Origin of the sequence: Billgrantia aerodenitrificans (assembly GCF_021404405.1) — a bacterium.
Taxonomy (GTDB): domain Bacteria; phylum Pseudomonadota; class Gammaproteobacteria; order Pseudomonadales; family Halomonadaceae; genus Halomonas; species Halomonas aerodenitrificans.
On the sequence record NZ_JABFTV010000007.1, the window covers coordinates 276929 to 299826 of the forward strand.

General features: G+C 64.4%; 20 protein-coding genes. 13 read left to right on the forward strand and 7 right to left on the reverse strand.

Annotation, left to right across the window (positions count from 1 at the left end; all coding sequences use genetic code 11):
• Window positions 1-217 precede the first annotated feature (217 nt).
• Window positions 218-748: a 2-oxo-4-hydroxy-4-carboxy-5-ureidoimidazoline decarboxylase gene (gene uraD / locus HOP59_RS15025; protein WP_010626986.1), complete on the reverse strand. Its 531-nt coding sequence runs from the start codon at window positions 746-748 to the stop codon at window positions 218-220.
• A 232-nt stretch (window positions 749-980) separates the two neighbouring features.
• Here uraD and uraH point away from each other — a divergent pair, with 232 nt between their 5' ends.
• The 8 genes from uraH (at window position 981) to HOP59_RS15065 (ending at window position 9447) form a co-directional block, all read left to right on the forward strand.
• The gene (gene uraH / locus HOP59_RS15030; RefSeq protein ID WP_010626987.1) at window positions 981-1334 is read left to right on the forward strand and encodes a hydroxyisourate hydrolase; all 354 of its coding nucleotides are present in this window, start codon (window positions 981-983) and stop codon (window positions 1332-1334) included.
• 57 nt (window positions 1335-1391) lie between these two features.
• Window positions 1392-2594 carry a urate hydroxylase PuuD gene (locus tag HOP59_RS15035; RefSeq protein WP_234254496.1) on the forward strand — a complete coding sequence of 401 codons (1203 nt, stop codon included), beginning with the start codon at window positions 1392-1394 and terminating at the stop codon, window positions 2592-2594.
• 129 nt (window positions 2595-2723) lie between these two features.
• On the forward strand, window positions 2724-3470 hold the full coding sequence (locus HOP59_RS15040) for a GntR family transcriptional regulator (protein ID WP_010626989.1): 747 nt from the start codon (window positions 2724-2726) through the stop codon (window positions 3468-3470).
• Between the two features lie 308 nt (window positions 3471-3778).
• Window positions 3779-5407, forward strand: coding sequence for an ABC transporter substrate-binding protein (locus tag HOP59_RS15045; protein WP_234254497.1), 1629 nt, complete (start codon window positions 3779-3781; stop codon window positions 5405-5407).
• Window positions 5408-5459: 52 nt separating this feature from the next.
• Entirely contained in the window at window positions 5460-6413 is a 954-nt protein-coding gene (locus tag HOP59_RS15050) for an ABC transporter permease (protein WP_010626991.1), read from the forward strand.
• 18 nt (window positions 6414-6431) lie between these two features.
• Entirely contained in the window at window positions 6432-7322 is an 891-nt protein-coding gene (locus HOP59_RS15055) for an ABC transporter permease (RefSeq protein ID WP_234254498.1), read from the forward strand.
• A 26-nt stretch (window positions 7323-7348) separates the two neighbouring features.
• Window positions 7349-8422, forward strand: a complete 1074-nt coding sequence (locus HOP59_RS15060) for an ABC transporter ATP-binding protein (RefSeq protein ID WP_234254499.1) — start codon at window positions 7349-7351, stop codon at window positions 8420-8422.
• A complete protein-coding gene (locus HOP59_RS15065; RefSeq protein ID WP_234254500.1) occupies window positions 8419-9447 on the forward strand; it encodes an ABC transporter ATP-binding protein in 1029 nt (342 codons plus the stop codon). The genes HOP59_RS15060 and HOP59_RS15065 overlap by 4 nt, the downstream gene beginning before the upstream one ends.
• A 7-nt stretch (window positions 9448-9454) precedes the next feature.
• On the opposite strand, the gene HOP59_RS15070 is transcribed toward HOP59_RS15065, so the two are convergent.
• From HOP59_RS15070 to HOP59_RS15080, 3 genes are all read right to left on the reverse strand, one after another.
• Window positions 9455-11413, reverse strand: coding sequence for a tripartite tricarboxylate transporter permease (locus HOP59_RS15070; RefSeq protein WP_234254501.1), 1959 nt, complete (start codon window positions 11411-11413; stop codon window positions 9455-9457).
• Window positions 11414-11481: 68 nt separating this feature from the next.
• Complete coding sequence (locus tag HOP59_RS15075; protein ID WP_234254502.1) at window positions 11482-12576, reverse strand: Bug family tripartite tricarboxylate transporter substrate binding protein; 1095 nt, start codon at window positions 12574-12576, stop codon at window positions 11482-11484.
• Between the two features lie 71 nt (window positions 12577-12647).
• Entirely contained in the window at window positions 12648-13532 is an 885-nt protein-coding gene (locus tag HOP59_RS15080; RefSeq protein WP_010626997.1) for a fumarylacetoacetate hydrolase family protein, read from the reverse strand.
• 190 nt (window positions 13533-13722) lie between these two features.
• On the opposite strand from HOP59_RS15080, the gene HOP59_RS15085 reads away from it, so the two are divergent.
• Window positions 13723-14487, forward strand: a complete 765-nt coding sequence (locus tag HOP59_RS15085; RefSeq protein ID WP_202949066.1) for a FadR/GntR family transcriptional regulator — start codon at window positions 13723-13725, stop codon at window positions 14485-14487.
• Window positions 14488-14642: 155 nt separating this feature from the next.
• Here the strand turns inward: HOP59_RS15085 and HOP59_RS15090 are convergent, their stop codons facing one another.
• Window positions 14643-16034, reverse strand: coding sequence for an NCS1 family transporter (locus tag HOP59_RS15090; protein WP_234254503.1), 1392 nt, complete (start codon window positions 16032-16034; stop codon window positions 14643-14645).
• Between the two features lie 153 nt (window positions 16035-16187).
• Window positions 16188-16934 carry an aspartate/glutamate racemase family protein gene (locus HOP59_RS15095; protein WP_234254504.1) on the reverse strand — a complete coding sequence of 249 codons (747 nt, stop codon included), beginning with the start codon at window positions 16932-16934 and terminating at the stop codon, window positions 16188-16190.
• 592 nt (window positions 16935-17526) lie between these two features.
• Here HOP59_RS15095 and puuE point away from each other — a divergent pair.
• A complete protein-coding gene (gene puuE, locus HOP59_RS15100) occupies window positions 17527-18453 on the forward strand; it encodes an allantoinase PuuE (protein WP_010627001.1) in 927 nt (308 codons plus the stop codon).
• A gap of 126 nt (window positions 18454-18579) precedes the next feature.
• Here puuE and HOP59_RS15105 read toward each other — a convergent pair whose 3' ends face one another.
• The gene (locus HOP59_RS15105) at window positions 18580-20028 is read right to left on the reverse strand and encodes a YfcC family protein (RefSeq protein WP_026037944.1); all 1449 of its coding nucleotides are present in this window, start codon (window positions 20026-20028) and stop codon (window positions 18580-18582) included.
• Between the two features lie 220 nt (window positions 20029-20248).
• Here HOP59_RS15105 and HOP59_RS15110 point away from each other — a divergent pair, with 220 nt between their 5' ends.
• The 3 genes from HOP59_RS15110 (at window position 20249) to HOP59_RS15120 (ending at window position 22818) form a co-directional block, all read left to right on the forward strand.
• Window positions 20249-21091, forward strand: coding sequence for a MurR/RpiR family transcriptional regulator (locus HOP59_RS15110; protein ID WP_026037945.1), 843 nt, complete (start codon window positions 20249-20251; stop codon window positions 21089-21091).
• A 199-nt stretch (window positions 21092-21290) separates the two neighbouring features.
• Window positions 21291-22124 (forward strand): bifunctional allantoicase/(S)-ureidoglycine aminohydrolase, encoded by an 834-nt coding sequence (locus HOP59_RS15115; protein WP_234254505.1) that lies wholly within the window; start codon window positions 21291-21293, stop codon window positions 22122-22124.
• A 208-nt stretch (window positions 22125-22332) separates the two neighbouring features.
• Window positions 22333-22818, forward strand: coding sequence for an ureidoglycolate lyase (locus tag HOP59_RS15120; protein ID WP_010627005.1), 486 nt, complete (start codon window positions 22333-22335; stop codon window positions 22816-22818).
• Window positions 22819-22898: the final 80 nt, after the last annotated feature.

A 22898-nucleotide genomic window follows, 5' to 3' on the forward strand; every position in this document is an offset into this window, starting at 1 on the left:
TTATTTTTGTCCACCTTTCTAGAAATTTATTTTATATCAATGGATTACACATATTGTTCTGACCGTTTGGTCATGTTTCCAGGCTAGGCAGCTAAGGAGCAGCAGAAGGAAAAAGGAAAGAAAGGGAAGCGGAGAGAGAAGGCGGAGAGAATAAGAGGAGAGAGTAAAGGAGAGGGCAGAGAGACAGCGCCGAACGGGCCGGCGCTGTCAGTGGCGGTCACGGCCGTGACGCGCGGTCGTCCAGGCGGAAGCGGGCGATGCGGTTGATCTGTTCGACGGCGGTGCGCCGCTCTTCGGCGGGCGTGTTCTCCAGGCGGGTCTCAAAGGCGGCGAGGATGGCATGCCGGTTGCTGCCCTTCACGGCCATGATGAAGGGAAAGCCGAACTTCTCCTTGTAGGCGCCGTTGAACCGCTCGAAGCGTTCCATCTCTTCCGGCGTGCACTGGTCCAGCCCGGCGCCGGCCTGCTCACGGGTCGAGTCGTCCGTCAGCTCCCCGGCAATGGCGGCCTTGCCCGCCAGGTCGGGGTGGGCACGGATGACTTCCAGTTGGCGTTCTACGGAAGCCTCGCGCAACGTTTGCCCCATGGCTTCCGCCAGGCCGGCCGGCGTGTCCTGGTCCGAGGTAAGCCCGCGCTCCCAAGTCAGCTCCGCCACCCAGGGCGAGTGTTCGTAGATGTCGCCGAAGCGGGAGACGAACTCGTCGCGTGTCAGCGTGCTGGGGCGTGGTTCCAGGATGGTGTCTGTCATGGTGGTCTCCGTAGTCAGGATGCTTGGGAAACACTTCATCTCGCTCATCGATTTGTTCAGCATTTCCCTTGTCGAGCGGTGTCCTGTGAAAGTGTATACAAAAAAATTTTGAAATGTACTACCAAAAGAGCTAAAACTGTCCTCATGACGATGGCGGTCCTTGGGCCCGCCCAGCACTGACCAGCCCGGACCCGCTCCACGACTCTCGGGCCAACGAAAAGGGAGTAATGCAATGGGACGACTCACCACCCACGTTCTGGACACCGCCCAGGGCCGCCCCGGCGAGGGCATCCGTATCGAGGTCTTTCGGCTCTCGGGCAGCGGGCGTACGCCGCTCAAGACGGTCACCACCAACGACGACGGCCGCTGCGATGCGCCCATTCTCGAGGGCGACGACTTCCAGGCCGGCGAATACGAGCTGGTCTTCCACGCTGGCGACTACCTGCGTCAGCAGGGCATTCAGGCCGACGAGCCGCGCTTCCTGGATGTCATCCCGCTGCGCTTCGGCGTGGCCGATGCCAGCCAGCACTATCATGTGCCGCTGTTGCTTTCACCGTACGGTTATTCCACTTACCGCGGTAGTTAACGACAGGCTGCGATGACCCCGGGCCCCTGAACAACAACACCGACCGAGACCCTTCAGATGCAAGCTTACCTACTCGAATTCGTCAATTTCATGCTGCGCTGGCTGCACGTCATCGCGGCCATCGCCTGGATCGGCGAGTCGATCTATTTCGTCATGCTGGACAACGGCCTGCGCAAGCCCAAGGCCGCCGAGGATCGTGAGAAGGGCGTCTTCGGCGAGATGTGGGCCGTGCATGGGGGCGGCTTCTACCATAACCAGAAATATGCCACTGCACCCGCCAAGTTACCCGAGGACCTGCACTGGTCGTTCTGGAAGTCCTACACCACCTGGCTGTCGGGCTTCGCCCTGTTCGTGCTGATGTACATGACCAATCCGGGATTCTATCTGGTCAATCCCGAGAGCAACTGGGAGTGGGCCGCCAACATGAGCGGCTGGCAGGCCAACGTGCTGGCGCTGGCGTTCCTGCTGGCGGGTTGGGTGGTCTACAACGAGATGTGCAAGCGCATCAGCCCCAACATGGAGCGGGACGGTATCCTCAGCCTGGCGGTCGCCGTGCTGATGATCGTGGTGGCCTATCTCAGCGTGCAGATGTTCTCCGGCCGCGCGGCCTTCCTGCTGACCGGGGCGGTGATGGCCACTGCCATGTCGGCCAATGTTTTCTTCTGGATCATTCCCGGCCAGCGGCGAATGGTCAACGCGATGAAGGCCGGCGAGCAGCCCAATCCGCTCGACGGGAAGCGCGGCAAGCAGCGTTCGGTACATAACACCTACTTCACCCTGCCGGTGGTGCTGCTGATGATCAGCAACCACTACTCCTTCGTGTACAACCACGAATACGCCTGGGTGCTGATGGCGCTGTTCATTTTCGCCGGCGCGCTGATTCGCCAGTTCTTCGTGCTGATGCATGCGGGCAAGATCCAGCCGGCCTATCCGGCGGCCGGGACGGCGCTGATCCTGGTGGCGTTCTGGCTGGCGATGCCGGGTGGGGCGACCACTGCCGCCAACGGTACGGCCGAAGCGCCCAGCCAGGAGGAGGTGCATGCCATGATCGACCAGCACTGTGTCGCCTGCCATTCGCGGGAGCCGACGCAGCCCGGCTTTGCCTCACCCCCGGCCGGCGTGGCCTATGACAACTGGGACCAGATCCTGCGCCAGAAGAACCAGATCCAGCAGGTGGTGGCCAGCAAGTACATGCCGCTCGGGAACATGACCGGGATGACCGACGAGGAGCGCGAGGTGATCGCCGCCTGGTCGGAGTAGCTCTGAGCGCTACCCGTGTGCGCCCCCGGGCCGCTCGCTTGCGGTGCCGGGGGCGTTGCCGTCGGTTCGATACTTCCAGGAAGATACGTATACAATGGCAACCAAGAATGGGCTGCGAGGAGGGTGATCATGAACCAGCGGCAGGGCGTGACCGATGCCGGCGAGCCGGGCGGGGCCAAACCTCGGCGCCTGGGCAAGAACGGCGACGGGGCGGAGCGCCACGAGGCGATCTATCGCACCATCAGCGATGCCATCATCGAGCACCGCCTGAAGCCCGGAGCGCGCCTGCGCGAGGATGCCCTGGCCGAGGTGTTCGGCATCAGCCGTACCGGAGTGCGCAAGATTCTCCAGCGCCTGGCCCTGGAGCAGCTGGTGACCCTCACGCCACGTCGCGGTGCCAGCGTCACCCGGCCCACCGCCGAGGAAGCCAAGGACGTGTTCGATGCCCGTCAGATGGTGGAGTGCGGTCTGATGCCGGAGGTCGCCCGTCGCATCAAACCCGACGACGTGCGCGAACTGCGCGACATGGCCCGGCGTGAGCGCGAGGCGCTCAAGTCGGGCGAGCAGAGCCGCGCGATCAAGCTCTCCGCCGCCTTCCACGAGCGTCTGGCCCAGCTGTCGGGCAATGCCACCCTGGCGGCCTTCGTCGGCCAGCTATGCTCGCGCTCTTCCTTGATTCTCGCCGTCTACGGCAGCTCGGGGCACCTGGGCTGCGAGTCCCACGACCACGACGATCTCATCGGCTTTCTCGAAGCGGGCGATGGCGAGCGGGCTACTGCCTTCATGGGACGCCACTTGAAGGCCATCGCGGCCTCGCTGTCCATCGTCGAGGAGGAGCAGGAGGCACCCGACCTGCACCAGATATTCAATCTTTGATGCACGTTGCCGGTGCGTCTCGTTATTTTGCCTGCACCGACTCGGTGCGCTCCTATGCTCTCATTCCTTGCCTGTCAGCACCGTGCTTGATCGCAGCACGGTGTTTTGCCGTGTTCTCCCGAACGAGCGGAAAATTTCCATCACCATGTTTGTATACTAAATTTCAGTAGCTTGTATTTTTTATTCACGCGTCTCTTCGCATTCTTGCGCGAATATCGCTTCCTTTGGCCTCGTAATTGCATTGGTCAGGAGGAGCTGAGCATCGACGATGCCCGGCATTTCGACCAAGAAGAGGGGGAGCGTGAAAAATGGTATACAAAAAAATCGCAGCAGCCCTGCGCCAGGCTCGCCGTGCGGCAGCGGTCACCGTCAGTCTGACGGTACTCTCCATGTCGGCCATGGCCGACGGTCAGGTGCTGCGCATCGCCATGACCGCCTCGGACATTCCGTTGACCACCGGCCAGCCCGATAGCGGCTTCGAGGGTTATCGCTTCCTGGGCTATACGGTCTACGACGCGCTCATCAACTGGGATCTTTCGTCTGCCGATGAGATCAGCGGCTTGACCCCCGGCCTGGCCGAGTCCTGGGAGGTCGACGAGGAGGATACGAGGGTGTGGACCTTCACCCTGCGCCAGGGAGTGAGTTTCCATGATGGCAGCGAGTGGAACGCCGACGCTGCGATCTGGAACCTCGACAAGGTCTACGATGAGGACTCGCCGCAGTTCGATGCTCGTCAGGCGGGCAACGTGCGCGGCCGAATTCCGGCCATGGACCAGTACGAGAAAGTCGACGACCATACCATCCGCTTCACCACGCGGGAGCCGGACGCCTGGTTCCCGTATCAGCTCACCTTCCTGCTGTTCTCGAGCCCGGCGCAGTGGGAGGCGCTCGGTGGCGACTGGGATGCCTTCGCCCGCGAGCCTTCCGGTACCGGGCCGTTCCGGTTGACGCGTCTGGTGCCGCGGGAGCGGGCCGTGCTCGAACCCAACGCCGATTACTGGGACGCCGACCGCGTACCGCGCATCGAGCGTATCGAGCTGATCCCCATGCCCGAGTCGAGCACCCGCACCTCGGCGCTGCTGTCGGACCAGGTGGACTGGATCGAGACCCCGGCACCCGACGCGATTCCGCGCATGCAATCCCGGGGCATGACCATCACCAGCAACCCCTATCCGCACACCTGGCCCTACCAGTTCTCCATGCTCGAGGGCAGCCCGTGGCGTGACATCAACGTGCGCAAGGCGGCCAACCTGGCGGTGGACCGGGAAGGGCTCGAGGCCCTGCTGGGCGGTCTGATGGTGCCCGCGGCGGGTATCGTCACGCCGGATCACCCCTGGTACGGCGAGCCCGAGTTCGAGACCCGCTACGACCCGGAGGAGGCCATGCGCCTGCTGGCGGAGAGCGGCTATGGCCCGGACAACCCGGTTGAGATCAAGGTGCTGATCTCCACCTCCGGTTCCGGCCAGATGCAGCCCCTGGCCATGAACGAGTACATCCAGCAGAACCTGGCCGAGGTCGGCATCGCCCTCGACTTCGAGGTGCTCGACTGGGAGTCGCTGTTCCCCAACTGGCGGCGCGGCGCGGAAGACCCGAGCAGCCGCGGCGCCCATGCCACCAACATCACCTTCGGCTGGCTCGATCCGTTCGCCGCCTTCTATCGCTTCATGCATTCGAGCATGGCGCCGCCCAACGGCTTCAACTGGGGCTACATGGACGACCCCGAGTACGACCGCCTACTCGATGAGGCACGGGTGACCTTCGATCAGGAGGCGCAGGATGCCATCCTGGCCGAGTTCCACACCCGCATGGTCGACGACGCCGCCTGGCTGTGGGTGGCCCATGACGTGGGCCCCCGCGCCATGCAGCCGCGGGTCAAGGGCTTCGTCCAGGCCAAGAACTGGTTCCAGGACCTGACCCCGGTTTACATCGAGGAGTGAGTCGTAGCGCGGCAGGTGAGAGTTTGCCTGCCGCCGCCGGCCTGGAGGCAAGATGAGTACCTATTTCCTCAAGCGCATTCTCTATGTGGTGCCGATCACCCTGGCGGTGAGCTTCTTCTGCTTCTCGCTGGTGCACCTTTCGCCTGGCGATCCCATGGATGCGGTGGTGTCGGCCGATGCCCCGCGTGAGGTGGTGGCCATGGTGGAGCGCGCCTACGGCTTCGATCGTCCGCTGCCCGAGCAGTTTGCCCTGTGGGTGAGTCGTGCGTTGCAGGGCGACCTGGGGCTGTCGGCGGCCAACGGGCGGGCGGTTACCACGGAGGTGTTCGCCGCGCTCAAGAACACCCTGCTGCTGGCCCTGGCGGCCTCGCTGATCGGCTTCACCCTGGGGTGCACCTTCGGCCTGTTGGCCGGCTACTGGCAGGGTTCGCTGCTCGACCGTCTCGTCACCGGTTTTGCCGTGGGCGGGGTCAGCGTGCCCCATTACTGGCTGGGCATGCTGCTGGTGATCGTGTTCTCGGTGGAGCTCAATTGGCTGCCCTCCTCCGGGGCGGGGCCGGGAAGCTCGAACGACTGGGCCTTCGAGTGGGCCTACCTGCGCCATTTGATCCTGCCGGCCGTGACCCTGTCGGTGATCCCCATGGGGGTGGTGACCCGCACCGTGCGTGCCATGGTGGCCGAGATCCTGGCCCATGAGTTCGTCGAGGCGCTGCGGGCCAAGGGGCTGGCCGAGAAGCGCGTGTTCCTGCACGTGGTCAAGAACGTGGCGCCCACGGCGCTGGCGGTGATGGGGCTGCAGCTGGGTTACCTGCTCGGCGGCTCGATCCTGGTGGAGACGGTGTTCTCCTGGCCGGGCACGGGGCTTCTGCTCAACAACGCCATCTTTCAGCGCGACCTGCCGATCCTACAGGGGACCATCCTGGTGCTGGCGCTGTTCTTCGTGCTGCTCAACCTCATCGTCGATCTGGCCCAGGCCAGGCTGGACCCGCGCATTCAGCGCAGCTGATCGCAAGGAGACACGCCCATGTCGCTCACTCTCGATACCGCCGTGTCGCCCATGGCGGCACCGCCCGCGGAGCAAGGCTACTGGCGCAGCGTATTCGCCCGCCTGCGGCGCGACCCGGTGGCCATGATCGCCGGCCTGATACTGCTGGCCATCGTGCTGATGGCGATCTTCGCCCCCTGGCTCGCTCCGCAGAGTCCTTACAGCACCAGCATGCTGAGCCGCCTCCAGCCCATCGGCTCGCCGGGATTCCCGCTGGGCAGCGACGAGCTGGGGCGTGACGTGCTGTCGCGCTTGATTCACGGCGCGCGGCTGTCGCTGCTGATCGGCGTGATGCCGGTGATCAACGCCTTCGTCATCGGCAGCGCCATCGGCATCGTCGCCGGCTTCGTCGGTGGGCGTACCAATACCGTGATCATGCGCGTGATCGACGTGTTCTACGCCTTTCCCGCCGTGCTGCTGGCCATCGCCCTGGCCGGCGCCCTGGGGGCTGGGCTGGTCAACTCGCTGTTCTCGCTCACGGTGGTGTTCATCCCGCCCATCGCCCGGGTCGCCGAGAGCGTGACCACCCAGGTGCGCAACGTCGACTACATCGAAGCGGCGCGAGCCAGCGGCGCACGCAGCCTGACCATCATTCGGCGTCACGTGCTGGGCAACGTGCTGGGGCCGATCTTCGTCTACGCGACCTCGCTGATCAGCGTCAGCATGATCCTTGCCTCGGGGCTCTCCTTCCTCGGTCTCGGTGCGCGCCCGCCGATGCCGGAGTGGGGGCTGATGCTCAACACCATGCGCGATGCGATCTACGTCAATCCGTGGGTGACGGTGCTGCCCGGCATGATGATCTTCACCGTGTCGATCTGCTTCAACATGCTCAGCGACGGGCTGCGCTCTGCCATGGACGTCAAGCTATGAGTCACCAAGCCAGGAAAGACGACAGCATGAATGTCACGCCGATGGTGACGAGCGATCCCCGCGACCGCGGCGGCAAGGCCCAGCCGCTGTTGCGGGTCAAGGGGCTGCGCAAGCACTTCGTGATCAAGCGGGACCTGCTGGGGCGGCCGCTGAGCCGTGTGCATGCGGTGGACGGCATCGACTTCGAGGTGCGCAAGGGCGAGACCCTCGGTATCGTCGGCGAGTCGGGCTGCGGCAAGTCGACCACCGCGCGCCTGCTGATGCATCTGCTGCAGCCGGATGGCGGCGAGGTGATCTTCGACGGCGACCCGGTCGGCACGCGGGGCGGCCTGTCGCTGCGCGAGATGCGCCGCCAGATGCAGATGGTGTTCCAGAACTCCTACGCCTCGCTCAACCCGCGCATGACCATCGAGGAGTCGATTGCCTTCGGCCCGCAGGTGCACGGCGTCGGGCGGCGTGAGTCGCGCCAGCGCGCCCGACGGCTGCTCGATCAGGTAGGCCTGCTGCCGGAGCGCTTCGCGCAGCGTTACCCCCATGAGCTCTCCGGCGGCCAGCGGCAGCGGGTCAACATCGCCCGGGCGCTGGCGCTCGAGCCGCGCCTGCTGATTCTCGACGAGGCGGTATCGGCGCTGGACAAGTCGGTGGAGGCCCAGGTGCTCAATCTGCTCGGCGATCTCAAGCAGGAGTACGGGCTGACCTACCTGTTCATCTCCCACGACCTCAACGTGGTGCGCTACATCAGCGACCGGGTCATGGTGATGTATCTGGGCAAGGTGGCCGAGGTGGGTGACAGCGAGGCTCTCTACCGCGCCCCGGCCCATCCCTACACCCGGGCGCTGATGTCGGCCATGCCGTCGCTGGAACCTGGGCGGCGCACCCAAACGGCGCCGCTGGCCGGCGACCCACCCAATCCCATCGACCTGCCGCCGGGCTGTCGGTTCTGTCCGCGCTGCCCCCTGGCCGTGGACCTTTGCCGTGCCAGCGAGCCCGAGCTTGCGGCGCTGCCGGGCGGCGGGCACCTGTCGGCCTGCCACCGGGCCGGCGAGGTTCAAGCCGAGGTGTCGAACCCGCAGCCCAGCGTCGAGGAGAGCGTTCGATGAAATCCGATGTGATGACCCGCACGGCCGTTCAGGCGCCGATGGCAGCACCCGCCGAGCTCCTGGTTGAGATTCGTGACCTGCACGTGCACTTCGGCACGCCCCGGCGTCAGGTGCAGGCGGTCAACGGGGTCGACCTGACCCTGGCTCGCGGCGAAGTGCTGACCATTCTGGGCGAGAGCGGCTCGGGCAAGAGCGTCACGCTGCGCAGCCTCATGCGCCTGCTGCCGGAGCGCAAGACGCGCCTGACGGGGAGCGTTCGCGTCGACGGTCAGGACGTGCTGGCCATGTCGCGGCGTGAGCTGTCCCGCTTTCGCGGTCGCACGGCGGCGATGATCTTCCAGGAGCCGATGCTGGCCTTCGACCCGGTGTTCAGCGTGGGCGATCAGATCGCCGAGACCGTGTGTCGTCATGAAGGCGTGAGCCGGCGCGAGGGGCTGGCACGTGCCCTGGAGCTGTTCGACCGGGTGCGCATCCCCTCGGCCAAGCGGCGGCTGGCCAACTACCCTCACGAACTCTCAGGCGGCATGAGCCAGCGGGCGATGATCGCCCTGGCCCTGTCGTGCCGGCCCAAGCTGCTGCTGGCCGACGAGCCGACCACCGCGCTGGATGCCACGGTACAGATCCAGATCCTGCTGCTGCTTCGGGAGCTGCAGCGGGAGCTGGGTATGTCGGTGATCTTCGTGACCCACGACATGGGCGTGGCCAACGAGATATCGGATCGCATTGCCGTGATGTACGCCGGGCGGCTGGTGGAAACCGGCGCCGTCGACACCGTCATCGCCCAGCCGCGCCACCCCTATACCCTGGGTCTGATGCACTCGCGCGCCTCCGGCGAGCTGCGTGGGCAGCGTCTCAGCGCCATTCCCGGGGCGCCGCCGGACATGTCGGCGCCGCCGCCCGGCTGTGCCTTCGCCCCGCGCTGCCCCCATGCCGACGCGACATGCACCCAGGCCCTGCCCGGCATGAGTGAGCTGGGCAGCGGCCATCGCGCGGCCTGCTGGCGGCTCGGGGAGACGGCGAGCTGATGGCTCGTCACCATGGCATGGGCAGGTCCAACAGCGTGCCCCGCGGTGGCGTCAGGCGCATCAGCGTGAACATGCCCTGGGCGATGGCGTACACCGCCAGCCCGTAGAGCAGGGCGGCGTACCAGCGCATCCGCGCGCAGCCGAGCAGCAGCCAGCCCAGCAGCAGCGGCGTGGCAAGATTGAAGCCGATCAGCCACATGGCCAGGCCATAGCTCAGGATGCCGCCCAGGATCGGGAACTCGCGACGGCTGGCGAGGTTGGCGACGCGTCCCTGGCGGTGAATGCGGAACAGCTGACGGCCCAGTATGTAGAGGCTCAACAGCAGACCGGGCACGATGCCCAGACTCGGCATCAGCCGGGCGTTGGGGCGAAAGCCGAGCATCTCCACCAGCGCATAGCCGAAGGCCGCTACCATCAGCAGTGCAGTGAACAGCACGATGCCGCTGTCGTGGTTCGGCTGTTCCTCGCCGGGTACGGCGGTTTCCGTCCAAGGCGCGGCGGTGCGGCGCCGGCGCAGCCAGCGCACCGCGTTCAGCACCAGGGGAATGGCGATCAGCGAGGCGATGATCAGTACCCCGGGACGAGTCAGCCAGGTGAAGCCGTGGATCTGGGTGGTCAACCAGAAGTACTGCTCCATGGGCGTGGCCAGCACGAAGCCGACCAGCACGGGTGCCCGCGGAATGCCGGCATTCTTCATCAACCAGCCGAGCACGCCGAGTATCAGCAGGGCGAGAATGTCGCCGAAGGTCTGGGTGCCCTGGTAGGCGCCGGCCACCATGATCAACAGCAGCGGGGCGGCGATCAGGGCGAAGTTAACCCGGGTCAGCCGGGCGATGTAGGGCGTCACGGCGAAGCAGATGGCGGCCCCCAGTACCGAGGCCAGCGCCACGCTCCACACGATCATGTACATCAGGTCTGGCGATTCGCTGACCATACGCGGGCCGGGATAGAAGCCGAACGAGAACAGCGCGCCGAGGAAGATGGCTGCAGCGGGCCCACCCGGCACGCTGAACAGCATGGTGGGCACCAGGTCCGAGATCACCGTGGCGTTGTTGGCTCCTTCGGCGCTGGCCACGCCGCGAATCTCGCCCTTGCCGAAGCGTCGCTTGTCCTTGGTAGTACTCATGGCGTGGCCGTAGGCGATCCAGGTGGAGGCGCTGGCGCCCACCGCCGGGACGAAGCCGCCGAAGATGCCGATCACCGAAGCACGACAGACCAGCCAGCGGTTACGCCAGAACTCGCGAAAGCTCTCGCCCCACTTGCCCAGGGCCATGGGCTTGCCGGCGATGCCGCCACCCGAGGCGACCATGCTGATCAGCTCGGCCACGGCGAACAGCCCCAGCGCCACGATGGGTAGCGACAGGCCATCCATCAGGTAGGACTGACCGAAGATGAAGCGGTAGTTGGCGGCCGCCGGTGCGGCGCCGACCACGCCCAGCAGAATGCCGAAGCAGGCGGCAGCCAGCCCCAGGGTGATGTCCCTGCCGACCATGCTGGCGGCGAAGCACAGCCCTACCAGGGCGAACATGAACAGCTCCGGCGTGCCCAGGGCAAGCACCAGCGGGCCGGCTATGGGAATGGCGACGGAGAGAATCAGTGCGCCGAACAGCCCGCCGACCATGGAGGCCAGGAAGCCGACCCCGAGCGCCAGCGCTGCCTTGCCCTGCTTGGCCAGCGCGTGCCCCTCGATGGCGGTGGGCGCCGAGGCCGGGGAGCCGGGTGCGCCGAGCAGCACCGAGGTGATGGTGTCCGAGGTGTAGATCACCGAAATGGCGCCGAGCAGCATGGCCAGGCCGGCGTAGCCGTCCATCAGGTAGATGAACGGCAGCAGGATGGAAACGGCGGCCACGCCACCCAGCCCCGGCAGCATGCCGAAGACCATCCCGGCCAGCATGCCGGCGAAGAGCGCCAGCAGCCGCGCGGGCTGGAACAGGATGTCCAGAGCCGAAACGATATTCTCGAGCACGTTGCGATTCCTATGCGGGATCATCGAATGCGGCCAGCCGCCGAGGGCTGGCCGCATCGGTTGCGAGCCTACAGCTCGACGTCGTACTTCTCGTTGAGCAGGGTGCGCAGGTAGTCGCGCACTTCATCGGAGGGTTGCAGGGCCTCGCTCAGCGAATCGGTGACCGCCGATGCCGGCAGCAGGTCGTAGCCGCCGATGGCATCCTGGCTCTGCTCCTGGTACTCCGGGTCGTCGTTGATCGCCGCGATGGTCTCCTCGAAGATCTCGATGACCTCGTCCGGCGTGCCTTCCGGCAGATAGGCGGTGAGGCCGAAGTTGAAGGTGGTGGCGCCGATGGCCTGGAAGGCGTCCCACTCCACGCCGGAAGGCGGCTCGCCGTGAAGCTCCTCGTAGACTTCGTAGACCGAGGGGTAGTCGGGGAAGGCCAGATCGCGGGCGCTCAGCACGCCGTCGTCGCCCACCGAGCCGCCGGTCATGATCGGCACCGCGGAGCCCGCTTCGACCATGTCCACCACCTGCGACATGTAGGCCGGGGTGAACTGGAAGTCGATGTTGGTTTCCCCGCGCTCGAAGGCCAGGCGGGCCGGACCGCGGCCGTCGAAGCCGAGCACCGCGCGCAGGTCGAGGTCGAGCAACTCGAAGGCCAGCAGCACGGGCAGGTCGCTGGCGGCAGCGGCGATACCGCCGTAGATCAGCGGCATGTCCGGCGAGTGCAGGTCGGCCGGCGTCTCGATGCCGGTGCGCGGCGAGACGTAGATCACGGCGCCGAAGGGCAGGCTGTAGGCCGGTCTCATCGCGGCCAGGTCGTACTCCACCTCTTCCATGCCCAGCACGTAGGGGTTCGAGGTGGAAGAGGTGGTGAACAGGATCGTCTCGCCGTCGGGCTCGGCATTCTGCTGGAACCAGTTGGCCCCGAGGATCGAACCGCCGCCGGGGCGGGTGCGTACGTTGACCTGCGGGTTGCCCGGCAGATGCTTCTCGAGGAAGGGTTCGAGGAACTTGGCCGCCACGTAGGTGGCGCCGCCCTCGCCGAACGGCACCACCATCTCGATGGTCTTGCCGGCGTAGAAGTCATCGGCCATGGCGGGAGCCGCGGCGATTCCCCCGGCAGCGACCAGCACGGCGGCGGAGAGGGACTTGAGTGGAATATCGGGAAGGATCATGGCGTGCTCCTGGTATTGTTGTGGCGCGCGATGCGCGCGCTATGAACCTGGGATCGACGCGTTCAGGCCGGTCAGGGACCGACCCGGTTTTCCAGTATGCCCAGGCCTGCGACCTCGATACGCACGACGTCGCCGGTCTGCAGGAATCTGGGCGGGGTGAAGCCGATGCCGACGCCCACCGGCGTGCCGGTCAGGATCACGTCGCCGGGCTCGAGCGCGATGCCGGCCGAGATGGTCTCGATCAGCGTCGGCACGTCGAAGATCAGCTGGTCGAGGCGAGCGTCCTGACGCAGTTCGCCATTGACCCAGCACTTGATCGTGGCGGCGTCGCGGTCCATCTCGTTGGCAGTGACGAGCCACGGCCCCATGGGGCAAAGGCCATCGAGCGACTTGCCGAGGTGCCACTGCTTGTGGCGCTGCTGCAGATCGCGGGCGGTGACGTCGTTGGCGATGGTGTAACCCCAGACGTGATCGTAAGCGTCGGCCTTCTTGATGCCGCGGCCGCCCTTGCCGATGATGACGGCGAACTCCGCCTCGTAGTCGAGCTGCTCGGTGACCCCGGCATGGCGTGGAATCTCATCGCCATGGGCGATCAGGGTGTTCCAGGCCTTGGTGAAGACGATGGGGTGCTTGGGTACCACGTCGTCGGCGGTGGTACTGCTGTCGTAGCCGGAGCTGCTGAACTCCTCGGCATGCTCGAAGTAGTTCTTGCCGACGCAGAACATGTTGCGATGCGGGTGAAGCGGAGCTTCGAGGCGTGTACCGTCGAGAGGCTGGCCTTCGCCCTTGGGGGCGATGCGGTCGCCCAGCTCGGACCAGTCGCGAATCAGCTGCTGCATGTCGCCCTGAAAACCGGGAAGCAGTGCGCTCAACGACCAGTAGCGCTGGCCCGTGGCGTCGATCAGGGCGACGAGAGTGGGCTGGCCGGCCGCCGGCCGCAGAGTGGCGAATTTCATGTGAATTGGCTCTCCTTGGTTCTAGTTTGGTTCCGTAATGAACGAGCCTAGAAGGCAATTGGTACTCTTTCAAGGGCGTTTTCAGGATGTTTTAAGTACTGTGCCAGGCCCAAGTTTTGCCATGATGTACCAAATGGACTAGATTCAGCAGGAATTGGACCCGTAATGGTTGATGTGAAAAGGAAGCCAAGTGACCGATAGGCCCGTGAGTACCGCCGATGACAGCGATTTCCAGGAGTCCCTGGCCGAGAGCGGCATCCGCTCCGATGGCGCCCGAGCCCTGGCACGCTATGTACAAGCGGAGATCGCCAGCGGACGTTTTCCCCCCGGTCACCGCTTGCCTACCGAGCGTGAACTGAGCGAGCGCTTCGGGGCTTCACGCGGCGCGGTACGCAGAGTGCTGGGCCACTTCAAGTCCCTGGGGTTGATCACTCAGGTGGTGGGGAGCGGTACCTTCGTGGCGGAAGGGGAAGCGCAGCCCGGCTCTGCGACCAAAGCTCCCGGCTTGGCCGAGCCGGGCGGCATGGCTGGGCAGGTCAGCCCGGCTCAGCTGATGGACGCCCGCCTGCTGATCGAACCGCAGATGGTTTCGCTCATCGTGCGTTTCGCCACGGCCGCCGACTTCGAGCGAATGGAAGAGTGCCTGGTGCGCTCCGAGGCGGCCGGCAGCATCGAGGAGTTCGAGCACTGGGATGGCGCCTTGCACCAGGCCTTTGCCGAAGCCACGCACAACAACTTCTTCCTGCGTATCCTGGAGCTGACCAACGTGGTGCGTGAAGAGGGGGAGTGGGGGCGGCTCAAGCGGATCTCGCTGACGCCGGAGCGGCGTGAGCGCTACGAGATGCAGCATCGCGCCATCGTGGCCGCGCTGCGCGACCGCGACGAAGACACGGCGAGGGGCTTGCTGGAAGAGCACCTGCTGGAGGTGCAGCGCAACCTTTTCGGCCGACGCTGATATCGACGCGACACATGCCGGATAACCAAGCCGCCGGACGCCCAAGGGCGTCCGGCGGCTTGCGTTGTGGCCAGCGTGAGACCGCTTGCCGGGTCGATCCCACTTTTTTCTGGTAGTGGGCCATTACCTTGCCGGCCAGCTATCTTGCCGATGCTTCACTGGCGGAAGCGCTGGCAGGGCGCCCAGTGCTTCATCAGCAGGTAGTAGGTCAGGCCGGCCGGGATCAGGCTGGCGTACCAGGAGACGGCGGAGAAGGTGAGGGCGGCGGCGATACCCACCAGGGTGGCGATGAGCGCGGCGTAGTTGACGCCCTGATAGGGGCCAGTCTCGTCATACAGCTTGCCGAGATCCAGTGTGCGGCGGCGGATCAGGTAGTAGTCCACCACCAGGATGGCGAAGATCGGGCCGAGGAAGGCGGAGTAGGTCTGCACGAAGAGCTGCAGGCCGGCGGCGGATTCGGGCTGCACCAGCTTCCAGGGGAAGGTGGCGAAGGCCAGCAGGCCGACGATCACCGTGGAGGTGGCGAACTTGAGCTTGAACACGTCCATCAGCACGTAGGTCGGCGGTACCACGTTGTTGAGTACGTTGGTGGTGACCTGAGCGAAGGCGATGAACAGCAGCGTGGTCATCAGCAGCGGGGTGTTGTCCACCGCGTTGGCGAACACCTGGATGGGGTCGGCGGTGCCGGTGGCCTCGGAGACCATGTAGCCGATCAGGCCCATGAACAGGGTGCAGGGCAGGATCGACATGGCATAGATGGTGGTCAGGATGCTGGGGCGGGTACCGTGCTTGTGCTCCCGCGAATAGTCGCTGACGTTGAGCATCATGGTGCTGTAGATGCCTAGGAACAGCATGGTGGCACCCCAGAACGGCATGCCCCACGAGCCTTCCATGGTCAGCAGGTTGGCCGAGAGCTCGTCGCCGTAGCGCTGCACCGTGGCGTAGAACATGTAGGTCAGCGAGGCGAGAATGAACACGCTGCCGATGTTCTCTAGCCACTTGATGCCCTGGAAGCCCATCACCGACAGGCCGATCTGCAGGAACTGGAAGGCGATGAAGTAGAAGATCAGGTTGTCGAAGCCGAACAGGGTGGCCGACACCATGTTCAGGGCGCCGGCGCCGATCCAGCTCTGGAAGCCGTACCACACCACCGCCGGCACCGCGCGCACCAGGCCGGGAATGCGCGTGCCGGCGAAGCCGAACGCACTGCGGGCCTGAACCATGAAGGGAATGCCGTACTTGTAGCCGGCGGCGCCATTGATGGCCAGCGCGATACCGATCACGAAGCAGCCGATGGCGATGGCCAGAGTCGCCTGGATCAGGTTCAGCGTGCCGACCACGCTGGAGCCCATGGCGAAGGTGCCGATGGAGACACAGCCGCCGAACCAGGCCAGAAAGTAGGAGGTCCGTCCCATGATGCGGGTTTGCTGAGGGGCGAGCGATTCGGCCCCCGGGGCCTTGGTGGCCCCGGCGGTCGTTCCGGCAGTGGGCGGTGCCGGGGCAGTGGCGGGAGCGGCCGCCGTGCTGTGCGGGTTGTTGTTTTGCATGGGTCTATCCTCGCAGGTCATGGCTCTGTTGTGTTTGTGTCCAATGCTGCCAGCGGGCTTGGCGTGACGTGCTCAAGGTGCGGTGCGTGCGGTGATGCGTAGTCCTTAGGCGTAGTCCTTAGGCGTAGTTGTGATGAGTAGTCGTGATGCGTTTCAGCGGTCGTTGGAGAGCTGCGAATAACTTTCAAAGCGGCCGGTGAAGGGTTTGGGGCGCGGGAAGGCCAGGTCGCCGTGCTTGCTGGTGCCGAGGCCCAGCCCAACGAGCGCCTCGGCCAGCTTCACGGCAGCCGTGACGCCTTCGACCACCGGCAGCCCGACTTCCTGGGAAATGCGCTGGGTCAGGTCGGCCATGCCGCCGCAGCCCAGCACGATGGCACCGATGCCATCCTCGTCGCGGGCGCGGCGGCACTCGTCGATGATGCGACCCAGAGCCGCCGAGCCATCCTCCTCCAGATCGAGCACCGGTATCTCGGCGGCACGCACCCGGCGGCAGTGATGGCGAAAGCCGTACTGCTCCAGCAGGTGCTCGGCGATGATGCCGGTACGCGACAGGGTGGTGACGACCGAGAATCGGGTGCTGATCAGGCTGGCGGCATGGAAGGCCGCCTCGGCGATGCCGATCACCGGGGCGCGGGTCAGCTCACGAGCCGCCAGTAGGCCCGGATCGCCGAAACAGGCGATCACATAGGCATCGGTACCTTCCTGCTCTCCCGCCAGCACCTCTTCCAGCACGCCCACGGCGCTGATCGCCTCATCGAAATGACTCTCGATGGATACCGGCCCGTCGGCGGGCTGAGTGGCGACGACGGTCGTGCCGGGAGCGGCGATCCGCTGTGCCGCTTCGCCGATCTTTCGGGTCATGGCAGCCGTGGTGTTGGGGTTGATGACGCGAAGTCGCATGCGGTCTCTCTCTTTGTGAACAATAAAAAATAGCTTTGTACACAAAATAGGTGCTGCGACTCTTCAGCGCAAGAAATTTGTCACCCTCAAAGAATGCGAGGATTTTTTGTTTTATCTCAATGGGTTGGCGGTCAATCGATCAGGAGTGTCGGATAGCTTGACTGTTATACATAGGTCTAAGAGAGCGAAGAGCCCTGAGAATTTGGGTACCGAATTTGACTTGTATTGTGTACATAATGAATTTTTCCAGCTTCGCCTGCGGTTTGTCTCGGTATCGAGCAAGCGGATAGCCGGGGGGCTCGAAGCGCATGATGTGGACTTGTCAGTTGAATGATTTTTGTATACAAAAATATGGTGGTGGCGTCCGACCAAGCCAACCCCCGAACAATGCCTGCTGGCGCGAAGCGCCGTCGCTGCCGGCCCTGGACTCGAGGGCATCGCGCTAGCCTGCGAGGGCCGGTATGCTTGGTTGCAACACTGCTGGATACAGTCTATTTTCTATCCTGTATACATTTTGCTCGCGACGCCGCCTGGCCCGTATTCGAATAGCGGCATAGAACTGCGCGACACAGAACAAAGAGGAAGGTGCTAGATGAGCATTGATTACCCCCGTGACCTGATCGGCTACGGCCGTAACCCACCCCATGCCAACTGGCCGGGGCGGGCGAAGATCGCCGTGCAGTTCGTGCTCAACTACGAAGAGGGCGGCGAGAACTGCGTGCTGCATGGCGATGCCGGCTCCGAGCAGTTTCTCTCCGAGATCATCGGCGCGGCCGCCTATCCCGATCGTCACCTGAGCATGGAGTCGATCTACGAGTACGGCTCACGGGCCGGCGTGTGGCGCATCCTGCGGGAGTTCGAACGGCGCGGCTTGCCGCTCACGGTATTCGGCGTGGCCATGGCCCTGGAGCGTCACCCGGAGGTGGCGCAGGCGTTCAAGGAGCTGGGCCACGAGATCGCCTGTCATGGCTACCGCTGGATTCACTATCAAGAGATGCCCGAGCACGTCGAGCGCGAGCATCTGCAGCGCGCCATGGAGATCTTCCAACGCCTCTACGGTGAGAAGCCCCAAGGCTGGTACACCGGCCGCGACAGCCCCAATACTCGGCGGCTGGTCCTCGACGAGGGCGGCTTCCTCTACGACAGCGACTATTACGGAGACGATCTGCCATTCTGGACCCGTGAAGCCGACAGCCAGGGCGTCGAGCACGACCATCTGATCGTGCCCTACACCCTGGACAGCAACGACATGCGCTTCGCCGCACCCCAGGGCTTCAACACCGCCGATCACTTCTTCACCTACCTGCGCGACGCCTTCGACGTGCTCTACGCGGAGGGCGAGGAGTCGCCCAAGATGCTCTCGGTGGGCATGCACTGCCGGCTGCTCGGCCGCCCCGGTCGCTTCCGCGCCCTGCAGCGCTTCCTCGATCATATCGAGGCCCATGACCGGGTCTGGGTTACCCGTCGGGTGGACATCGCGCGGCATTGGGTGGAGCATCATCCGGCGCCGACGCGCTGAGCATCTGGCGAGCGCTGAGGCATGAATGCTGAGGTTCCGGTGAGGATGCCGGCTGTCATGACCAGACCCTGCCCGACAATGTCGGACAGGGCTTGGCAGGGTAGTGGGTGGGTAGAGCGAAGAGGCTCAGCCGGCCCACTGGATGGCTTGTGCGAAAGCCAGGAAGCCGATGGCGATTGCCACCCAGAGACAGAACAGCGGGAAGAAGAACTTCACCCACTTCTGCCAGGGAACGCCGGCAATGGCGAGAGTCGCCATGAAATAGCCGGAAGTGGGATAGAGGATGTTGCCCATGCCGTCACCGAGCTGGAAGGCCAGCACTGCAGTCTGGCGGGTCACGCCGATCAGATCGGAGAGAGGGGCCATGATGGGCATGGTGACCAGCGCCTGCCCGCTGCCCGAGGGCACCACGAAGTTGAAGGCAAGCTGTGCGAAGTACATGCCGATGGCCGACAGCATGGTCGGCAGTTCGCCAACCAGGCTGCCGAGTCCCATGACCAGGGTATCCATGATCTGGCCATCTTCCAGCACGACGGCCACGCCACGGGCCACGCCGGCAATCATGGCCCCCACCAGAACGTCGCGGAAGCCCTTGTTGAAGGCTTCGCTGATGGCCGTGGTGCTCAGGCCGGCGATGAGGCCGACGACGATACCCATGATGATGAACAGTCCGGCCATCTCCATCATGAACCAGCCCTGACGCAGCACGCCGTAGACCAGCAGACCGAAGAAGGCGAAGGTGGCGAGAGCCGCCAGTTTCTGGCGACCGTTGGCGGTCAGAGCTCCCTCATCGGTGGCATGTTGATAGAGCGAGCGCTTTTCCTCTTCCGTTTCGTCGCCTGCCATCAGGCTCGCTTCGGGATTGTCGCGAACCTGGCGCGCATAGCGCATGACGAAGTAGATGGCAGCGCCCAGGATGATGGCAAAGGCGGCCGCTCGCAGGCCGAAGCCGGAGTAGAGCGGCAGGTCGGAGAGCTGCTGACCGAGCCCGGTATTGATCGGATTGAGCACACCCGAAGCGAACCCAGCGGTGGTGGCACAGAGCGCGACGGCCGCAGCGGTTACCGAATCGAAACGCAGGGCAATCATCAACGGCAGAATGACTGGCACGTAAACCAGGGCCAGCTCTTGGGTACCGATGATCGTCGCGACCAGAGCGAAGACCGTCATCAAGACCGGAATCATCAACAGGCTTTGATTGGCGAAGCGTCGGCTGAGTTTGTCGACGCCGATTTCGATAATGCCGGTACGGCGCAGCACCATGAACATGCCGCCGATCATGAAGGTGAAGAACACCACTTCACCGGCACTCATCAGGCCATTGGGTATCGCCAGCATGAAATCGACGAGGCTCGTCGGGTTCTGCTCGACGTATTGGAACGATTCTGCGTCGATGGTGGTGCGGCCTTCGGGTCCGGGCACTCTCTCGTACTGGCCGGCGGGCACGAAATAGGTCGCAACGGCTGCCATGGCGATGAATACGAAGAGAATGACGTAGATATGCGGTATCTGCCAATGAGACCGCCTGGAGCCTTGGGCTCCTGTTGGGCTGTTTGAGGGAGTGGGTTTCGTCATGGGGGCACCTCGCGTTGTTGTTGATGATGTCGCTATAGTGATGCGGCGCTGCTTCGCTTCGAGAAGCGAGCGTCGCGGGGAGATGGCGGAGACGGTAAGGCCGAGTGTGGTGGCGATTCCTTCCGCTCATTGTGGGTACAGAATAATGACGCCTGAGGGCGCGCACTCGGCGCTGTGGCCGAGCTAGAGGAGAGCTTTTTTGCGGACGCATCAGACGGCCATGACGCCTCACATCGGTCAGCGAATATCGGCCCAATATGCCGAGCTGAGCGCTCAGGAGCAGCGTGTTGCGGCCTTCATTCTCGAGCATTTCGACGACTTGGCGGTATATAGCGCTGCCGATCTGGCGCGGGTTACCGGGGTGTCGAAATCGACAGTCAGCCGGTTGTTCAAGCGCCTTGGCTTCGAAAGCTTCCAGGCGGTGAAGCACCATGCTCGCCAGCTGCGCAATCTGGGAATGCCGCTGGTCACCGATGCTCAGGCGGCGAGCGGAGACGGCGAACGTTTCAAGCGTCATCTGGCACGGGAGCAGGAGAACCTGCGTAGAACGCTCGGTGCCATCGAGCCGCATACCTTCGAGGCGATCCTGCAGGCAATGGACCAGGCGCGACGGCTGCTGCTGGTGGGGTTTCGCAACAGCTATCCCCTGGCCATGCATTTCCGCCAGCAACTGATTCAGGCTCGTGCAGAAGTGAGCCTCGCGCCTCAGCCCAATCAGTCCCTGGCTGAGGAACTGGTCGGTTTGGGTGCGGAGGATCTGGTGATCCTGTTTGGTTTCCGTCGGCGTCCGCGATTGTTCGAGGAGCTGGTGGAGACCCTCGCGACACTGCCCTGCCGGGTGCTGTTGATCGGTGATGCCACCGCGGCGAGTCATGCCGAGCGGACCGACTGGTGGCTGGAGTGTTCGCTGGACAGTATCTCGGCCTTCGACAGTTATGCCAGCGCCATGAGCCTGATCAGCCTGCTGGCCAACGGTCTGCTGCACCAACGGCTGGCCCAGGGGCGCGCGCGCATCGATGCAGTCAGCGAGCTCTACCAGGGGTTGGACGAACTCTCTTCCTGATTCGGAAGCAGGGACGCTGCGAGCCGTTGCAACCTTCGGCGGGTGGGCATGGGGGAAGGACATGCCGATAGCCCTCTTGTGCCGTCGAATGAAACGAAAGTTGCTAGACACGTTACTTGTGAGACGTTAGTTTCACAAGTCATGAAAGGACGTTTTTTTGGCCTATGCCTAGGCCGATTTCGCCTATGAGGAGCCGCTCATGACCAACCGCACCTATTACGCCCCCCACGGCGGGCATCCGCCCCAGACCCAGTTGCTCTCCGACCGGGCGGTGTTCACCGAGGCCTACGCCTTCATTCCCAAGGGCGTGATGGGCGACATCGTGACCAGCAACCTGCCGTTCTGGGAGCAGACCCGGCTGTGGGTGCTGGCGCGTCCGCTCTCTGGCTTCGCCGAGACCTTCTCCCAGTACATCATGGAAGTGGGGTCGGGTGGTGGCAGCGAGAAGCCCGAGCTCGACCCCGCCGCCGAGGGTGTGCTGTTCGTGGTAGAAGGAGAGATGACTCTGACCATCGCCGGCGAGCGCCACCAGTTGGTGCCGGGCGGCTACGCCTTCCTGCCGCCGGGCTGCCACTGGCAGCTGCGCAACGAATCGGATGCGCCGGTGCGCTTCCACTGGGTGCGCAAGGCCTACGAATTCGTCGAGGGCATCGACGTACCGCAGGCCTTCGTGGTCAACGAGAACGACCTCGAACCCAACCCCATGCCGGGCACCGAGGGGCGCTGGGCCACCACCCGCTTCGTCGATCCCAACGACGTACGCCACGACATGCACGTCAACATCGTCACCTTCCAGCCCGGGGCGGTGATCCCCTTCGACGAGACCCATGTCATGGAGCACGGCCTCTACGTGCTCGAGGGCAAGGCGGTCTACCATCTCAACCAGGACTGGGTCGAGGTTGAGGCGGGCGATTTCATGTGGCTGCGCGCCTTCTGCCCGCAGGCATGCTACGCCGGGGGGCCGGGGCCGTTCCGCTATTTGCTCTATAAGGACGTGAACCGTCACGCGGCGCTGCGGCTGGGTACTCGCTAAGACACAGGGGGCTTGCAGTAACGTTGCCGCTCGAGGCTGATCCGGCGACAGGGTTTCGAGGGGGCGCTGTGAACCCATCCCTGGGCGCTACCGATGCCATCCATGGCATCGGACCCCCTCTCCACCCTGTCCCCGGCGCCTCTCGCTCGGATGGCTGCTTTGCTCCGCCATTCGAGGTTTTATCCAAGGCCTGGGAAATGGAGTCTATATGCTGGAACTCAAAGCCGAGCCGCTGACGCCTGAGGCCTTCGCGCCCTTCGGTGACGTCATCGACACCCGCACGGCGGACTACTTTCACATCAATGCCGGACGCACCCGGCGCTACCACGACCTGGCCAAGGTCGAGACTCTGGGCGAGCAGGCGAGGGCGCTGATCAGCATCTTCGTCAGTCAGCCGGTGTCGATCCCGCTGGAACTCGACTTCCTCGAACGTCACCCCCAGGGCAGCCAGGCCTTCATGCCGCTGCACGAGGAGCGCTTCGTGATCGTGGTGGCGCCGCCGGGCGACAGCATCGACCCGGCCGAGGTGCGCGCTTTCGTCACCGACGGCCGCCAGGGCGTGAACTATCGCGCCGGCACCTGGCACGCGATCCAGTCGGTGCTGGAGCGCGAAGGGGAGTTCTTGGTGGTGGATCGCGGCGGTGAGGGCAACAACTGCGACGAGCATCCGCTGGCGCTGCGCATCACGCTCTGACCCGACGGGAAAGAATGACCCAGGCTGCTGTTTTGGCCTGGGTTTTTTGTGCCTAAATGAATTTATGAAAATATTTTCCA

What these genes read in the sequence shown, in the direction of transcription:
- HOP59_RS15075 (WP_234254502.1), bottom strand. Translation starts at nt 12,576, where the DNA reads ATGATCCTTCCCGATATTCCACTCAAGTCCCTCTCCGCCGCCGTGCTG.
- HOP59_RS15035 (WP_234254496.1), top strand. Translation starts at nt 1,392, where the DNA reads ATGCAAGCTTACCTACTCGAATTCGTCAATTTCATGCTGCGCTGGCTG.
- HOP59_RS15045 (WP_234254497.1), top strand. Translation starts at nt 3,779, where the DNA reads ATGGTATACAAAAAAATCGCAGCAGCCCTGCGCCAGGCTCGCCGTGCG.
- HOP59_RS15090 (WP_234254503.1), bottom strand. Translation starts at nt 16,034, where the DNA reads ATGCAAAACAACAACCCGCACAGCACGGCGGCCGCTCCCGCCACTGCC.
- HOP59_RS15065 (WP_234254500.1), top strand. Translation starts at nt 8,419, where the DNA reads ATGAAATCCGATGTGATGACCCGCACGGCCGTTCAGGCGCCGATGGCA.
- uraH (WP_010626987.1), top strand. Translation starts at nt 981, where the DNA reads ATGGGACGACTCACCACCCACGTTCTGGACACCGCCCAGGGCCGCCCC.
- puuE (WP_010627001.1), top strand. Translation starts at nt 17,527, where the DNA reads ATGAGCATTGATTACCCCCGTGACCTGATCGGCTACGGCCGTAACCCA.
- HOP59_RS15080 (WP_010626997.1), bottom strand. Translation starts at nt 13,532, where the DNA reads ATGAAATTCGCCACTCTGCGGCCGGCGGCCGGCCAGCCCACTCTCGTC.
- HOP59_RS15105 (WP_026037944.1), bottom strand. Translation starts at nt 20,028, where the DNA reads ATGACGAAACCCACTCCCTCAAACAGCCCAACAGGAGCCCAAGGCTCC.
- HOP59_RS15095 (WP_234254504.1), bottom strand. Translation starts at nt 16,934, where the DNA reads ATGCGACTTCGCGTCATCAACCCCAACACCACGGCTGCCATGACCCGA.
- HOP59_RS15040 (WP_010626989.1), top strand. Translation starts at nt 2,724, where the DNA reads ATGAACCAGCGGCAGGGCGTGACCGATGCCGGCGAGCCGGGCGGGGCC.
- uraD (WP_010626986.1), bottom strand. Translation starts at nt 748, where the DNA reads ATGACAGACACCATCCTGGAACCACGCCCCAGCACGCTGACACGCGAC.
- HOP59_RS15120 (WP_010627005.1), top strand. Translation starts at nt 22,333, where the DNA reads ATGCTGGAACTCAAAGCCGAGCCGCTGACGCCTGAGGCCTTCGCGCCC.
- HOP59_RS15050 (WP_010626991.1), top strand. Translation starts at nt 5,460, where the DNA reads ATGAGTACCTATTTCCTCAAGCGCATTCTCTATGTGGTGCCGATCACC.
- HOP59_RS15060 (WP_234254499.1), top strand. Translation starts at nt 7,349, where the DNA reads ATGAATGTCACGCCGATGGTGACGAGCGATCCCCGCGACCGCGGCGGC.
- HOP59_RS15115 (WP_234254505.1), top strand. Translation starts at nt 21,291, where the DNA reads ATGACCAACCGCACCTATTACGCCCCCCACGGCGGGCATCCGCCCCAG.
- HOP59_RS15110 (WP_026037945.1), top strand. Translation starts at nt 20,249, where the DNA reads ATGACGCCTCACATCGGTCAGCGAATATCGGCCCAATATGCCGAGCTG.
- HOP59_RS15055 (WP_234254498.1), top strand. Translation starts at nt 6,432, where the DNA reads ATGTCGCTCACTCTCGATACCGCCGTGTCGCCCATGGCGGCACCGCCC.